Here is a 14,839-nt window from a genome sequence, read left to right on the forward strand (position 1 = left end):
GTCAGATCCCGCCCCGCGCGACGAGCTGGCCGGCGATCACGTTGCGCTGGATCTCGTTGGTGCCCTCGCCGACGATCATCAGTGGCGCGTCACGGAAGTACCGTTCGACGTCGAACTCGGTGGAATAGCCGTAGCCGCCGTGGATCCGGACCGCATCGAGTGCGATCTCCATCGCCACCTCAGAGGCGAACAGCTTGGCCATCCCGGCCTCCATGTCGCAGCGTTCGCCGCTGTCGTAGCGTTCGGCCGCATACCGGGTCAGCTGGCGGGCGGCGGTCAGCTTGGTCGCCATGTCGGCCAGGTAGTTGCCGATGGACTGGTGCTTCCAGATCGGCTTGCCGAAGCTCTCGCGCTGCTGGGCGTAGCGCAGCGAGTCCTCGAGCGCCGCGGTCGCCACGCCAAGCGCCCGGGCCGCCACCTGGATGCGGCCGGTCTCCAGGCCCTTCATCATCTGCGCGAAGCCCTTGCCCGGCGTGCCACCCAGCACGGCCGACGCAGGCACCCGGCAGTCGGCGAAGGACAGCTCGCACGATTCCACGCCCTTGTAGCCGAGCTTGGGCAGATCGCGCGACACCGTGAGGCCGGGGGTGTCGCGCTCGACGAGCACCACCGAGATGCCGCGATGACGCGGCTCGGCATTCGGATCGGTCTTGCACAGCAGCGCGATCAGGCCGGACCGGCGGGCGTTGCTGATCCAGGTCTTGGTGCCGTTGATCACCAGGTCGTCGCCGTCGTGCACGGCGGTGGTGGAGATGTTCTGCAGGTCGGAACCGCCACCGGGTTCGGTCAGGGCCATCGTCGCGCGCGTCTCACCGGTGGCCATCGGCGGCAGGTAGGTGCGCTTCTGCTCCTCGGTGCCGAACAGCGCCAGCAGCTTGGCCACCACGGTGTGCCCACCCATCGCCCCCGCGAGGCTCATCCACCCGCGGGAGAGCTCCTGGGTGACCTCGACGTAGCACGGCATGGACACCGGGGAGCCGCCGTACTCCTCGGCGATGGCGAGGCCGTAGATCCCGATCCGCTTCATCTGGTCGATCCACGCGCCCGGGTAGTCGTTGGCGTGCTCGGTGTCGCGGACCGCCGGCTTTACCTCCCGGTCGACGAACGCGCGCACGGTCTCGACGAGGAGCTTCTCTTCTTCGGTCATATGTACGGCCATATTGACACACCTATCAGCGCACTGCCAGCATGACGCCTTGTGACTTTGTCCGGCCAAATCGAGGGCGGCCCCTACTTCGACGACCTGCACGTCGGCGAGGTGTTCGACTCGGCGCCGTCGATGACGCTGACCCCCGGCACCGCCGCCGTGCACCACTCGATCATCGGCGACCGGCTGCGGCTGACGCTCGACGCCGAACTGGCCACGGCTGTCACCGGGGCGAGCGCGCCGATCGCCCACCCGGCCCTGGTCTGCGACGTGGCGATCGGACAGTCCACGCTGGCCACCCACCGGGTGAAGGCGAACCTGTTCTACCGCGGCCTGGTGTTCCACCGGTATCCCGTCATCGGCGACACCCTGTTCACCCGCACCGAGGTGGTGGGCCTGCGGCAGAACTCCACCAGGGCGGGCCGTGCGCCGACCGGCCTCGCGGCGCTGCGGATGACGACCGTCGATCAGCTCGGCCGCCTGGTGCTCGACTTCCACCGGTGCGCGATGCTGCCGCTGTCAGACGGCGCGGGCGACACCGGCCACGCCGACGACCTGTCGACCGTGGGCACCGAGGCGGCTCCCGCGCCGGATCCGACCTCGGCCTGGGACGCCGACGCCTTCCGCGCCCGGGTGCCCGGTGCCCGCTTCGACGCCGGGCTCGCGGGACAGGTGCTGCACGGCACCGCGGACGTGGTCAGCAGCGCCCCCGAGCTCGCTCGACTGTCACTGAACATTGCTGCGACGCATCATGATTCGCGGGTAAGCGGGCGACGCCTGGTGTACGGCGGGCACACCATCGGCCTGGCACTGGCGCAGGCGACGAGGGCACTGCCCGATCTGGTGACGGTGCTGGGCTGGGAGTCCTGCGACCACACCGGGCCGGTGCAGGAGGGCGACACGCTCTACAGCGAACTGCACGTCGAGGGCGCGATGCAGGCACCCGACGGCCGCGGCGGGGTCTACCGGTTGCGGTCGCTCGTGTACGCGGTGGAACCCGACGGCGGCGCGGACCGCCAGGTGCTGGACTGGCGCTTCACCGCCCTGCAGTTCTAGGCCAGTCTCTTCCCGCGAGCAGACGTGAATTCGCATTCCAGGGGGCGGTTCCGTGCGAATTCGCGTCTGCTCGCGGAAGGAAAGTGACCCCGCGGGACAATGGGGGAGTGACTGCGCTCGCTATTCCGGCGGCGGTGCTCATCCGTGCCCGCGACACGGCGGCCGCGGTCTCCGCACTGCTCGGCGTCGCCGTGGGCGCCGACGAACTGCTCACCGGCCGCGCAGCGCTGCTGGGTCTGAGCGCAGGCGGCCGGGTCTCCGCGGGCGGCGCGACCCGGCTACTGGGCACGCGTGACGGCTGGTGCGCCCTCACGCTGTCCCGTGGCGACGACATCGACGCCGTGCCCGCTCTGCTGGAAACCGATGCGCGAGATTCGGATCCGTGGCCGGCGATCGCCGAATGGGCGGCATGCCGCACCGCTGCCGACGCGGTGGCCCGAGCCCGCCTGCTCGGCCTGCCCGCCGCCGTCCTCGGCGAGACCGCACCGGCCTCACCCGTGGTGCGACCACTCGGCAGGCCGGCGACGCCGCGCAGCACGACCGGTCTGCTCGTCGCCGACCTGTCGTCGATGTGGGCGGGCCCGCTGTGCGGGCAATTGCTCACGCAGTCCGGCGCCACCGTGGTCAAGGTGGAGAGCCCGCACCGCCCGGACGGCACCCGCGCCGGCGCACCGGCGTTCTTCGACTGGATGAATCACGGGAAACTCGCCTACGCGGTCGAGTTCGATCTCGCGACGGACCTGAGGACCCTGCTCGGCGCCGCCGACGTGGTGATCGAGGGATCGCGACCGGCGGCCTTGCGCCGCCGCTCCCTCGGACCCCACGACATCGACGGGCGCGACGGCCGGGTCTGGCTGCGCATCACCGGCCACGGCACCGCCGGTGACCGCGGCGAGTGGGTGGCGTTCGGCGACGACGCCGCCGTCTCCGGAGGCCTCGTGGTCGCGGGCGCCGACGGTCCGGAGTTCTGCGGCGACGCGATCGCCGATCCGCTCACCGGTCTGCACGCCGCGCAGGCGGTGGCCGAGTCGCTGGGCCGCGGCGGCGGCGAGCTCGTCGAGGTGTCGATGGCCGCGGTGGCCGCCTGTTACGCCGACGCGGCCGGGCCCGCCGACCAGGTGCAGGCCTTGGCGCCGTCGTCGCCGGGCCGGGCCGCCGCGTTGGGCGCCGACAACGCGTCCGTCGCCGCGATGGCTGCGCGAAGGCGACCGGCGCCGTGCTGATCACGCGGGCCGTACTCCTCGACGGCACGCCCGCCGACATCCGGGTCGGCGAGCAGATCCTCGAGGTGGCTCGAGGGCTCACGGCGCGACGGGGCGAGACGGTGCTCGATGCCGCGGGCGGCACGGTGATCCCGGGCCTGCACGACCACCACCTGCACCTGCATTCGACAGCGGCGGCGGCGCATTCCCTGCGGGTCGGCCCGGCCGATGTGCGCGGACGCGACGGGCTCGCCCATGCCCTGGCCGGCGCCGAGGTCGATGCCGACGGCTGGGTCCGTGCGGTCGGCTACCACGAGGCCGTCGCGGGCCCGCTCGACCGCGATGCGCTGGACGCGGTGTCCCCGCCGGTGCCGGTACGGGTGCAGCATCGCAGCGGGGTGGTGTGGACGCTGAACACCGCGGGCCTGAGACGTGTCGGCATGACCGATCATCCCGACGGCGTGCTGCGCAGCGCCGACCCGAGCTGGGCGCCGGAGCGCCGCGACGCCGAGCTGGCCGACGTGTCGCGCCGGCTGACGTCCCGGGGTGTCACCGGGATCACCGACGCCACACCGGATCTCACGGAGGACGACATCACCGGCCTGCGCGATGCGCACCGCTGCGGGGAACTCGCCGCCAGGGTGCACGTGCTGGCGCCGGGTAAGCGCATCCTGCACGACGACGGCCTCGACCTCGATGAGCTGACCAGCTGGATCGCCGGCCGCCACTTTCGTGACACCCCTGTCGCGGTGCACTGTGTGACCGCCGCCCAGCTCGTCGTGACCATCGCGGCATTGCGTGCCGCCGGAACGCGCGCGGGTGACCGAGTCGAGCACGCGGCCGTGGTGCCCGACGACTGCCTGACCGACCTCGCCGAACTCGGCCTGACCGTCGTGACCCAACCGAACTTCGTCGCCGAACGGGGCGACCAGTACCTGGTCGACGTCCCGGCCGCCGAACTCCCGCAGCTGTGGCGGCTGCGTTCGCTGCTGGAGTCACGGGTCAACGTGGCGCTGTCGACCGACTCGCCGTTCGGCGGTGGTGACCCCTGGGCGGCCATGCGGGCGGCGGTGCGCCGCGAGACGCCAGCGGGCGCCGTCCTCGGTCCGGACGAACGTGTCAGCGCCGCAACGGCGTTGAGCTTGTTCTTCGGCGCGGCGGAGGAGCCGTCCCGGCCGCGCCGGGTGGCGCCGGGACAGCCCGGCGATCTCTGCGTGCTCGCCGCGCCACCGGCCGAGGTGCTCGATGCGCTGGACGCCGACCTGGTCGCCGCGACGATCGTCGGCGGCGACCTGGTGTACACGCGTCAGCTCAGCCGCAGACCGTTCGAGGACAGATAGCGTTCTGCGAGAACGCAACTTCCGCGCGCGTACGTGACGGCCTTGGTGCGCGACTCCTTGGAGTGGGTGTGTGTGCTCATCCAGGCCAGCAGCTTCAGGCGCCGCAGCATGACGAACGACGGCAGCATCTCCTCGTCGGCGGCCGTCATCGGTCGGCGGCTCCGGTACCCGGCGACCCAGGCGTCCTGCCACCGGGGCAGCGCCGGATCATCCTCGATGAACGACACCGCCGCACCGAAGTCGTAGAAGTACCAGCTGAATCCGCAGTCGTCGAAGTCGATGACAGTGGTGTCGGGTCCGTCGACGATGAGGTTCGCCAGCCGCAGGTCGGCGTGGATCAGGCCGAACCTGTCAGGCCCGCAGCCGTATTCGGTGAGCCGGTGGTGCAGGACGTCCTGCGCACGGTCGAGCAGCGTGAGCTCGGCGATCCCGACACCGGCGGCCTGCTGCCAGTGGCCCCAGCGTGCGCCGGCGCCGAGTGAGCTCTCCCAGTCCCAGGTGAAGCGGCCGAAACCCGCAGGCCGCCGCCACGACCGGGAATGGTCGTGCAGTGCCGCAGTGATGCGGCCCAGCGTGCGGAAGTCGTCTGCGGTGACGGTTGCCTCGTCCGGTTCGGCGCCGGGGACGAGCGCGAAGTGCACGACGTGCCGCGGTGTTCCGTCGACGTCGATCGTGACCATCCGGCGCCCGTCGCGGGCGGGCAGCACCGTGGGCACCGCGACCCCGGCGGCGTCGCTGTGCAGCGCGTCGAGCCAGTCCAGCTCGGATTCGATCTCGTGCGGCCTGTGGTAGTTGCGGCGATGCACCCGGAGCACCGAGGTGACGCCGGTGCCCGCGTCGTCGACCAGGTAGGTGGCGTTCTCCGACAGGTTGAGCAGTCGCAGCGCCGAGTCCGGTGCGAGCGCGAAGTGCGGGACCGCCTGACGCGCGACATCGATGTCGTCGGTGATGATCCCGTCGCCGTGCATCCGGTCACGCTAAGGGCACACCACACGCCCGTCAAAGCCGGTGCGGACGCCGTCAGGTGGGTCAGCCCGCGGCGTCGAACGCCTTCCGCAGCGCTTCGCACTGGCTCTCGAAGAACTCAACGGAGACATCGGCTTTCGGAACCACGGCGTCGAATCCGTGAAACGCCCCCTCGACCACCTCGACGTCGCACGGCACTCCGGCGGCGCGCAGCCGTTCGGCGTAGGCGAGGCCCTCGTCGTGAAACAGGTCCAGCGTCCCGACCCCCAGCCAGGCCGGCGGCAGGCCCTCGAGGTCGTTGCGGCGCGCAGGCACCGCAACGTCGCGGTCGGCGTCGGCGAGGTAGGCGTCCCAGCCGAACCGGTTGCTCCACTGGTTCCAGAGCCGGTGTCCGGGATTGTCGAGGTCGTGGCGCTCGACGGTGCGGTCGTCGACCATCGGGTAGACGAGCAGCTGCGCCACCAGTGGGATCTCCCCGCGTTCGCGGGCCAGCAGCGCCAGCGCCGCGGCCAGTCCACCGCCGGCGCTGCCGCCGGCGATCGCCACCCTTTCACGGTCCACGGCGGGCAGTCCGGCCAGCCATTGCAGCGCCGCGTAGCAGTCGTCGAGCGCCGCCGGGTACGGGTGCTCGGGCGCGAGCCGGTAGTCCACCGACGCGACGGTGATGCCGAGCTCGGCGGCGTAGCGCCGGCACAGGTCGTCGTCCTGCGCGGGGCTGCCCAGGACGTATCCGCCGCCGTGTATCCACAGCAGTGCCGGCGCGGCACCGGCGACGTCCGCAGGCCGGTACAGCCGCACGCGGACGCCTGAGTGCAGCGTCAACTTCTCGACGCCCTTCGGTGTGCGCTTGGGCTGCAGCCGGGTGACGGCGCGGATCAGCGGCAGTGTGACCGGCGTGACGATCTGCTTCGGGACGTACCTGGCCGCCTTGCGCAGATCGGGATGGAAGTGCACGAGGGACTCGGCGGACGGCTTGCGCATCCGCTCAGTATTACCAGCGCCGTCGCGCCGTAACCCGTTCCGCGACCGCGAGCACCTCGCCGATCGACACCGCCGCACCACGCGGGACCTTCGCGGCGTCGTCGTAACGGCGCAGCCGCACCGCGTCCGGCCACCACGGGTGATCCGTGTAGGCCGCGTCGACCCCGGCGCCGCCCTGGTAGTGCAGGGAGTCGACCGACACGTCGGACAGTGTGGCCGCGTAGGCGGGATCGGTGGCCACCAGATACCGCTTGGCGGCGACATGGGCGCCCGCCAGCCAGCCGACCCGTTCACCGAACCGGGGAGTCAGCCACTGCTGGGCCAGCCGGTCGTGGTGCTGGGGTGCGACATCGCCGAACATCGGGCTGTGCCCGATGTCGTGCAGCGCCGCCGCGAGCACCAGTTCGTCGTCGGCCCGGTCGTGCACGGCCTGGCGTGCCGACTGCAGCGCATGGTCGAGTTCGTCGACGGCCTCTTCGTCCCACACCCCGCGCAACGACTCCAGGATCGCGGATACCTCGCTGAGTTCGCCCACGCCGCAATGGTATACGCAATTGGTCTATACCAATTGTTCATATTCTGTTCCGGCGGTGCACATCCGCCGTCCCAGTCCCCGTCGGCCACAGGAGGCAGCGTCGGCGCCATGCGGGTGACGGTGATCGGTGGCGGCATCCTCGGCACCGCACACGCCGTCGAGGCGGTCCGCCGGGGCCACCGGGTCGTGCATCTGGAGCGCGAGCCGGAGGCCCGCGGGGCGACGGTGCGCAACTTCGGCCTGGTCTGGGTGTCCGGGCGCTCGACGTCCGAACTCGAGACGACGCTGCGCTCGCGTGAGCTCTGGGAGAAGCTCGGTGTCGACATCCCCGGCATCGGATTCCGGCCGTCCGGCTCGATCACGCTGCTGCGCACACCGGGTGAGCTGGCGGTGGCCGAGGAGATGTCGGCACGCAGCGACGCCGACGTCCGCGGCTTCACGCTGCTCGAGCCGGACGCGGTGCGCGCGCACAACCCCGCGCTGCGCGGCCGGTTCCTGGCCGGCCTGCACTGTGCGCGCGACGCGGCGGTGGAGTCCCGCCAGGCGCTGCCCGCCATCCGCGACCACCTCCGCGCCAGCGGCCGCTACACCTTCCACGCGAACACCGAGGCCCGCGCCGTCGAGGGCGGCACCGTCCGCGACGACTCCGACCGCCGCCACGAGGGCGACGTGGTGCTGGTGTGCGCGGGCGCCGCGCACGGCGGGCTGGTCCGCGAGATCGCCGGCGAGCTGCCGGTGCGCCGGGTGCGGCTGCAGATGATGCAGACCGAACCGCTCGGTGAGCCGTTCCCGACGGCGATCGCCGACGGCGACAGCTTCCGCTACTACCCCGGGTTCGCCGGCCCGTCACTGGAAGCGCTGCGTCGCAACGAATCCCAGCACGACACCGCCGATCGGCACCACATGCAGCTGCTGTGCGTGCAGCGGTTGCACGGCGGCCTGACCATCGGGGACACCCACGAATACGAGCAGCCCTTCCCCTTCGACGTGCAGGAGGAGCCCTACGCCTACCTCACCGAGGTGGTCGAGGAGCTCCTCGGCCGGCCGCTGCCGCCGGTGAGCCGGCGCTGGGCAGGCGTCTACAGCCAGTGCGTCGACCCACACCAGCTGGTCTGCAGGACCTCACCCGACGACGGGGTCTGGGTGATCACCGGACCCGGCGGCCGCGGCATGACCCTGGGGCCCGCGCTCGCCGAGCAGACCGCCGACCTGATCGGCCTCTGAGCCCCCGCTACTTGATCAGCGGATCGCGCGGCAGGCCGAGGATCCGCTCGGCGATGGTGTTGCGGGTGATCTCCGACGTGCCGCCGGCGATGGTCATCGCGCGGTTGCCGAGGTAGCCGTTGGTCAGTGCCGGCGTCGCGCCGGTGACGGCCGCGGTGCCCGCGAGTTCCATGCCGAGTTCGGTCAGCCACTGCGAATGCTCGGCCACCAGCAGCTTGGTGACGTTGCCCTCGGGACCGGGTTCGGCCCCGGCGATGGCGCGGCTGGCCCGGCGCAGGTTGAGCAGTCGCAGCGTGTGTCCGGCCGCGATCACCTCACCCGCCCGCCGCACCCGGGCGGCGGCCACGTCGGCGGGCGCGCGGTCCAGCAGTGCGACCAGGTCGTCCGCGCCGAAACCCGTCGGCGCGCCCGATCCGCCGCCGATCGAGATCCGCTCATTGCCCAGGGTGGCGCGGGCCACCAGCCAGCCTCGGTTGACGTCGCCCACCACATCGGCGTCGGGGACGAAGACGTCGTCGAAGAACACCTCGTTGAAGTGGCTGTCGCCGGTGATGCCGCGCAGCGGGTTCACCGTCACGCCCTCGGCCTTCATGTCGATCGCCATCATCGTCACCCCGGCGTGCTTGGGTGCGTCGGGATCGGTGCGGACGGTGGCCAGACCCCACTGGCACAGGTGGGCGAGGCTGGTCCACACCTTCTGTCCGGTGACCCGCCAGCCGCCGTCCACCCGCTTGGCCGCCGTGCGCACCGCCGCGGCATCGGAGCCGGCGCCGGGTTCGGAGAACAGCTGGCACCACATGGTCTGCCCGCGCAGCACCGGCTCCACCCAGCGCTCCCGCTGGTCGTCGGTGCCGGCCTGGCTGATCGTCAGCGTCACCCACCCGGTGATGCCCATGTCCGGGACCTTCGTGTCGCGGAACTCCTCCTCGATCACCAGCTGCTCCAGCGTGCCCGCCTCGCGACCCCACGGCTTCGGCCAGTGCGGCACCAGATAGCCGGAGTCGACCAGGAAGTCGCGCCGCCGGTCCTCGGGCAGCCCGCTCAGTTCGGCCACCGCGCTGCGGGCCGCCTGGCGGTACTCGTCGGCCTCCGCCGGCAGCCTGAACGTGGCGCCGCGCGCCTGCCCGCTGCGCTGCGCCTCGACGATGTCGGTCAGCGGGTCGGCGCCGTCGCCGAGCACCGCCGCCAGGGTGCGGGCACGCCTCAGGTACAGGTGGGCGTCGTGCTCCCAGGTGTAGCCGATACCGCCGTGCAGTTGAATGTTCACCTGCGCGTTGGCGATCTGCGCGCGTACGGCATGTGACGCGGCGACCGCGGCCGGGAACCAGGCGCTGTCGAGGTCGTCGGCCCGCGCGGCGTCCCAGGTGGCCGCGGTGGTCTGCTCGGCGTCCACCAGCATGTTGGCGGCGTGGTGCTTGACCGCCTGGAACGTGCCGATGGTCCGGCCGAACTGCTCGCGGACCTTGGCGTAGTCCACCGCCATCTCCAGGCACGCCCAGCTGATCCCCACCGCCTCCGCCGCGGCAAGGATACGGAACACGGTGCGCGCGCGGCGCGCCGCGCCGCGGATGACGCGGTCCTGGGGCAGTCGCACCCCGCGCAGCGCGACCGAACCGATGCTTCGCGTGGTGTCGAGGCCGGCCAGCCGGGTGACGGTGACGCCGTCGGCGTCCGCGTCGACCACGACGAGGTCGTCGCCCGCGGTCAGCACCAGCACACCGGCGTCGGGGCCGCCCAGCACCGCCGGGCTCTCCCCGTCGGCCGTTCCGTCGGAGTCGGCCGCCACCGTGCCGGACAGCCCGAGTGCGGCCACCGTCGTGCCGTCGGCCAGCCCCGGAAGGAGTTGCGTGCGAACGGATTCCGGGGCGCAGCGGTCGATCACCACCGCGGCGGCCACCGTGGGCAGGAACGGACCGGGGCACACCCGCCGGCCCTGGACCTCGAGCACCACGGCCAGTTCGGCAAGGCCGAATCCCGATCCGCCGTGATCCTCGGCGAGCGCCAGGCCGGTGAGTCCGAGGTCGGCGTGCGCTGTCCAGAGCTCCGCCGGGTGCGCCGACCCCTCGTCGAGGGTGGCCCGCGCCGCTGCGAGCGCCTGCAGCCGGTCCAGCAGGCCGGCTGCGGATTCCGCGAGATCGCGGTGTTCGTCGGTGATGGCCAGGGCTGATCTGTTCACGGCGGCACGTCCTCTTCGCTTCGTCATCGAGTCGTAACTTGACGGTCGTCAAGTGCACGCTAGCGGCAAAACCGCCGGTCAGAAAGGTGTGACGCCCGTCACAGCGCGTTACGAAAGTGCCGCTGGTTGACAACTTCCGAATGACGCCGTTTAGGAACTGACCTGCGGGGTACAGTCGCGATCATGACCGTGCGACCGGACACCCGGTACCCCGGACCGACAATGTGGACGCGCGCACGTTGGCTCCTCAACGCCAAGCCTGCCGATCACCTGCTCGCCATGAGTGTCGCCTCCGCCTCCCTGCCCGTGATCGGGAAACACCTTGAGCCGCTTGGCGCCCTCGCCGCCATGGGGGTGTGGGGATACCGGCAGATGCCGGAACTGCTGTCCGCATCGGCGAAGTCCTGGTTCGAGCCGGGCAACGACGAGGTGCGGCAGAAGGAGCGCGACATGACGCACTCCGTCACCGACGCCGCCCTGCGCGGCGTCGTTCCCGCCGCCGACCTCGCCATCGACTGGCCGGCCCCGGAGAAGGCGCCGCCGCTGTGGAAGGCGTTCGAACACCGCCGCAACGTCTACAAGTCCTCGGTTCGCTACGGCCCGTTGCCCTCTCAGCTCCTCGACGTCTGGCGGCCCAAGAACCTGCCCACCGAACCGGCCCCGGTGCTGCTGTTCATCCCGGGCGGCGCGTGGGTGCACGGCAGCCGGCTGCTGCAGGGCTACGCGTTGATGTCGCACCTGGCCGAGATGGGTTGGGTCTGCCTGTCCATCGACTACCGGGTGTCGCCGCACAATCCGTGGCCGGCGCACATCACCGACGTCAAGACGGCGATCGCCTGGGCGCGCGCCAACGTCGACCGATTCGGCGGTGACCGCAACTTCGTCGCGATCGCGGGAACCTCCGCGGGCGGCCATCTGGCGGCGCTGGCCGGACTGACCATCAACGACGCCGAACTTCAGTGCGAGCTGCCGGAGGGGTCCGACACCTCGGTGGACGCGGTGATCGGCATCTACGGCCGTTACGACTGGGAGGACCGCTCCACCGTCGAACGCGTCCGCTTCGTCGACTTCCTGGAGCGGGTGGTGGTCAAGCGCCGACTGTCGCGGCATCCGGAGATCTTCCGCAAGGCCTCGCCGATCGCCCGGGTGCACCCCGAGGCGCCGCCGTTCTTGGTCATCCACGGCAGCGGCGACAGCGTGATCCCGGTCGCGCAGGCCCGCAGCTTCGTCGACAGGCTCCGCGCGGTGTCGCGGTCGGTGGTCAGTTACGTGGAACTGCCGGGTGCCGGGCACGGCTTCGACATGATCGACGGGGCCCGCACCGGATCGATGGCCACCGCCGTCCGGCTGTTCCTCAACCAGATCCATCGAAACCGGATGAGCGCCGCGGCCAAAGAGGTTATATAGACGCCTCCGACAGGGAGGTATCCGGGTGAAACGGCTTCGCGGGTGGGACGCTGTGCTGCTGTACAGCGAGACACCGAATGTGCACATGCACACCCTCAAGTTGGCGGTCATCGAGCTCGACGACCTCGGTGGGCGCACCTTCGGCGTCGAGGACTTCCGCAAGGTCCTGCACGGGCGGCTCTACAAGCTCGACCCGTTCCGCTACCAGCTCGTGGACATCCCGTGGAAGTTCCACCACCCGATGTGGCGGGAGAACTGCGAGGTCGACCTCGACTACCACGTGCGGTCCTACCGGGTGGACAGCCCCGGCGGCCGGCGTCAGCTCGACGAGGCCGTCGGCCGGATCGCCAGCACACCGTTGGACCGCAGCCGCCCCCTGTGGGAGATGTACCTGATCGAGGGGCTGGCCGGCGGCCGCATCGCAGTGCTGGGCAAGATCCACCACGCCCTGGCCGACGGCGTCGCCTCGGCGAATCTGCTGGCCCGCGGGATGGATCTGCAGACGGGGCCGCAGGCCGACCGGGACTCGTATGCCACCGACCCGGCGCCGAGCCGAGCGGAGTTGGTGCGCACCGCGTTCGGCGACCACATCCGCCAGCTCGGCCGCATCCCGGGCGTGATGCGCTACACCGGCCAGGGCCTGAGCCGGGTGCGGCGTAGCTCGCGCAAGCTGTCGCCCGAGCTGACCCGGCCGTTCACGCCGCCGCCGACGTTCATGAACCACATGATCGATGCGACCCGCACCGTCGCGACCGCGACGCTCGCGCTCGCCGACGTCAAGCAGACCAGCAAGCACCTCGGTGTGACGATCAACGACTTGGTGCTGGCCGTCTCGGCTGGGGCGCTGCGGAAGTTGTTGCTGCGCTACGACGGTCACGCCGACCATCCGCTGCTGGCGTCGGTGCCGATCAGTTTCGACTTCTCGCCGGACCGGATCTCCGGCAACTTCTTCACCGGCATCCTGGTCGCGCTGCCCACCGACTGCGAGGATCCGCTGGACCGGGTGCGCAAGGCGCGCGAGGCGGCCATCTCGGCCAAGGAGAGCCACGAACTGATCGGGCCCGAACTGGTCAGTCGCTGGTCGGCGTACATGCCACCCGCGCCCGCGGAGTCGCTGTTCCGGTGGTTGTCGAAGAAGGACGGCCAGAACAAGATCCAGAACCTGACGATCTCGAACGTGCCCGGTCCGCGGGAGCGCGGGCGGGTCGGCGGCGCGCTGGTGACCGAGCTGTACTCCGTCGGTCCGCTCACCGCGGGCAGCGGGCTCAACATCACCGTGTGGAGTTACGTCGACCAGCTCAACATCACCGTGCTGTCGGACGGCTCCACGCTCGACGATCCGCACGAGGTGACCGACGCGATGCTCGCGGCCTTCATCGAGATCCGCAAAGCCGCAGGGCTTTCCGAGGAGCTCACGGTCGTCGAGACCGCCATGGCCCCCTGACCCGCCGCGTGCCGAGACTACGGTTGTTGCGCGGTATCGGCCCGTGACGCGTCAACAACCGTCGTGTCGGCGGCCGTCGACGAGGACGTGCGGGTGGCGTACACCCAGGACAGGAATCGCTCGATCGCCTGGCCGGTGTAGTGCCCGCGGGGCGAGCCGAAGAAGTCGAACGCGTGCTGAGCGTGCGGCACCTCGACGTAGGCCACCGGCGACGTCGACACCTTGCGGAGCGCGTCGACGAACTCGCGGCCCTCGGGCACCGGGATGATGGAGTCGTCCTGGCCGTGCAGCACGAAAAACGGTGGCGCGTCGGGGCGTAACCGCGCGATGGGTGAGGCGTCGACGTACAGCTGCCGGTTACGGGCGAAGCTCTTCCTGACGACGAACCGCTGCAGGAACGCGATGAATTCGGGCCTGCCCGTCCCCTCCTTACCGACCCAGTCGTAGCGCCCGTACACCGGCACGGCTGCCTTCACCGAGGTGTCCGCATCCGCGAAACCCGGCTGGAACTGCGGGTCGTTCGGGGTGAGCGCGGCGAGCGCGGTCAGGTGTCCACCCGCCGAACCGCCGGTGATGGTGACGAAGTCGGGGTCGCCGCCGTACTCGGCGATGTGTTCCTGGATCCACGCCAGCGCGCGTTTGACGTCGACGATGTGGGCCGGCCAGGTGTGCCGCGGGCTGACCCGGTAGCCGATCGACACGCACACCCATCCGCGTTCGGCGAGATGGCTGAGCAGCGGATATGCCTGCGGGCGGCGCATCCCGATCGCCCAGGCGCCTCCGGGGACCTGCAGCACCACGGGCGCCTTGCCGTCTCGCGGGAGGTCGGCGCGCCGCCAGATGTCGGCGGTGTTGGCGCGGTGCGGGCCGTACCGCACCGCCTTCTCGGTGTAGCGCCGCCGCGACCATCCGGTGCGGAAAACCCCTGACCGCCTGCGGGGCGTCGGGGACTTGGCGGTCACGGATTCGTAGTCGGCACCGAGGGTTTCACGCAGGCCGGCCTCGAAGACCGGCTCGGAGCGCACGTTGCGGCGTTGGAGGAACACCAGAACCCCCCAGGTGATGGCGTTGAGCGCCAGCGCGACTGCCCCGCGCCTGCCTGCGAAGTGTCCGCGCCAGTACCGCCGCGCGGTGTCGAGCACCGACGCCGTCAGGAACAGCGGCGCCAGTTCACTGGTGGGCCAGCCGAGGAAGAACACCGGGATGGTGACGTAACCCTTGCGCGCCAGCGGTTGCACGCCGTTGGCGGCGTTGGCCAGCTCACCGACCGCGCGCAGCACAGGGCGCGGCTTGACGATCTTCTTGAGCACAGACATCTCCCCCGGAGCGTGGTGATTGGCCGACGGATAGCCTATGTGCCC

12 protein-coding genes are annotated in these 14,839 nt (G+C 71.0%); 6 read left to right on the plus strand and 6 right to left on the minus strand.

Going from position 1 to position 14,839, the window contains the following annotated elements; genetic code table 11:
• Nucleotide 1: 1 nt before the first annotated feature.
• Nucleotides 2–1,147, minus strand: a complete 1,146-nt coding sequence (locus O6P37_RS13445) for an acyl-CoA dehydrogenase family protein (RefSeq protein WP_408633167.1) — start codon at nt 1,145–1,147, stop codon at nt 2–4.
• Nucleotides 1,148–1,198: 51 nt separating this feature from the next.
• Here O6P37_RS13445 and O6P37_RS13450 point away from each other — a divergent pair, with 51 nt between their 5' ends.
• From O6P37_RS13450 to O6P37_RS13460, 3 genes are all read left to right on the plus strand, one after another.
• Complete coding sequence (locus O6P37_RS13450; RefSeq protein ID WP_269894544.1) at nt 1,199–2,203, plus strand: MaoC family dehydratase; 1,005 nt, start codon at nt 1,199–1,201, stop codon at nt 2,201–2,203.
• A gap of 107 nt (nt 2,204–2,310) precedes the next feature.
• Entirely contained in the window at nt 2,311–3,426 is a 1,116-nt protein-coding gene (locus tag O6P37_RS13455) for a CoA transferase (RefSeq protein ID WP_269894545.1), read from the plus strand.
• Complete coding sequence (locus O6P37_RS13460; RefSeq protein WP_269894546.1) at nt 3,420–4,745, plus strand: amidohydrolase family protein; 1,326 nt, start codon at nt 3,420–3,422, stop codon at nt 4,743–4,745. Before O6P37_RS13455 ends, O6P37_RS13460 begins: the two co-directional genes overlap by 7 nt.
• Here O6P37_RS13460 and O6P37_RS13465 read toward each other — a convergent pair.
• The 3 genes from O6P37_RS13465 to O6P37_RS13475 all read right to left on the minus strand — a co-directional run bounded on the left by O6P37_RS13465 (nt 4,712) and on the right by O6P37_RS13475 (nt 7,227).
• Entirely contained in the window at nt 4,712–5,713 is a 1,002-nt protein-coding gene (locus O6P37_RS13465; protein ID WP_269894547.1) for a phosphotransferase enzyme family protein, read from the minus strand. The genes O6P37_RS13460 and O6P37_RS13465 overlap by 34 nt on opposite strands.
• A 61-nt stretch (nt 5,714–5,774) precedes the next feature.
• On the minus strand, nt 5,775–6,692 hold the full coding sequence (locus O6P37_RS13470; protein ID WP_269894548.1) for an alpha/beta hydrolase: 918 nt from the start codon (nt 6,690–6,692) through the stop codon (nt 5,775–5,777).
• 10 nt (nt 6,693–6,702) lie between these two features.
• Complete coding sequence (locus O6P37_RS13475; protein WP_269894549.1) at nt 6,703–7,227, minus strand: HD domain-containing protein; 525 nt, start codon at nt 7,225–7,227, stop codon at nt 6,703–6,705.
• 108 nt (nt 7,228–7,335) lie between these two features.
• On the opposite strand from O6P37_RS13475, the gene O6P37_RS13480 reads away from it, so the two are divergent.
• Nucleotides 7,336–8,451, plus strand: a complete 1,116-nt coding sequence (locus tag O6P37_RS13480) for a TIGR03364 family FAD-dependent oxidoreductase (protein WP_269894550.1) — start codon at nt 7,336–7,338, stop codon at nt 8,449–8,451.
• A 7-nt stretch (nt 8,452–8,458) separates the two neighbouring features.
• Here O6P37_RS13480 and O6P37_RS13485 read toward each other — a convergent pair whose 3' ends face one another.
• On the minus strand, nt 8,459–10,627 hold the full coding sequence (locus tag O6P37_RS13485; RefSeq protein ID WP_269894551.1) for an acyl-CoA dehydrogenase: 2,169 nt from the start codon (nt 10,625–10,627) through the stop codon (nt 8,459–8,461).
• A 183-nt stretch (nt 10,628–10,810) separates the two neighbouring features.
• Between O6P37_RS13485 and O6P37_RS13490 the strand changes: the two genes are divergently transcribed.
• Both O6P37_RS13490 and O6P37_RS13495 read left to right on the plus strand, forming a co-directional pair.
• Nucleotides 10,811–12,034 (plus strand): alpha/beta hydrolase fold domain-containing protein, encoded by a 1,224-nt coding sequence (locus tag O6P37_RS13490; RefSeq protein ID WP_269894552.1) that lies wholly within the window; start codon nt 10,811–10,813, stop codon nt 12,032–12,034.
• A gap of 25 nt (nt 12,035–12,059) precedes the next feature.
• Nucleotides 12,060–13,478, plus strand: a complete 1,419-nt coding sequence (locus O6P37_RS13495) for a WS/DGAT/MGAT family O-acyltransferase (protein ID WP_269894553.1) — start codon at nt 12,060–12,062, stop codon at nt 13,476–13,478.
• A 17-nt stretch (nt 13,479–13,495) separates the two neighbouring features.
• On the opposite strand, the gene O6P37_RS13500 is transcribed toward O6P37_RS13495, so the two are convergent.
• The gene (locus O6P37_RS13500; protein WP_408633168.1) at nt 13,496–14,794 is read right to left on the minus strand and encodes an alpha/beta hydrolase; all 1,299 of its coding nucleotides are present in this window, start codon (nt 14,792–14,794) and stop codon (nt 13,496–13,498) included.
• Nucleotides 14,795–14,839: the final 45 nt, after the last annotated feature.

Source organism: Mycobacterium hippophais, assembly GCF_027529605.1.
Taxonomy (GTDB): domain Bacteria; phylum Actinomycetota; class Actinomycetes; order Mycobacteriales; family Mycobacteriaceae; genus Mycobacterium; species Mycobacterium arseniciresistens.

Coding starts and splice junctions, on each gene's coding strand:
- O6P37_RS13445 (WP_408633167.1), bottom strand. CDS start 1,147: ATGACCGAAGAAGAGAAGCTCCTCGTCGAGACCGTGCGCGCGTTCGTC.
- O6P37_RS13465 (WP_269894547.1), bottom strand. CDS start 5,713: ATGCACGGCGACGGGATCATCACCGACGACATCGATGTCGCGCGTCAG.
- O6P37_RS13470 (WP_269894548.1), bottom strand. CDS start 6,692: ATGCGCAAGCCGTCCGCCGAGTCCCTCGTGCACTTCCATCCCGATCTG.
- O6P37_RS13480 (WP_269894550.1), top strand. CDS start 7,336: ATGCGGGTGACGGTGATCGGTGGCGGCATCCTCGGCACCGCACACGCC.
- O6P37_RS13490 (WP_269894552.1), top strand. CDS start 10,811: ATGACCGTGCGACCGGACACCCGGTACCCCGGACCGACAATGTGGACG.
- O6P37_RS13500 (WP_408633168.1), bottom strand. CDS start 14,794: ATGTCTGTGCTCAAGAAGATCGTCAAGCCGCGCCCTGTGCTGCGCGCG.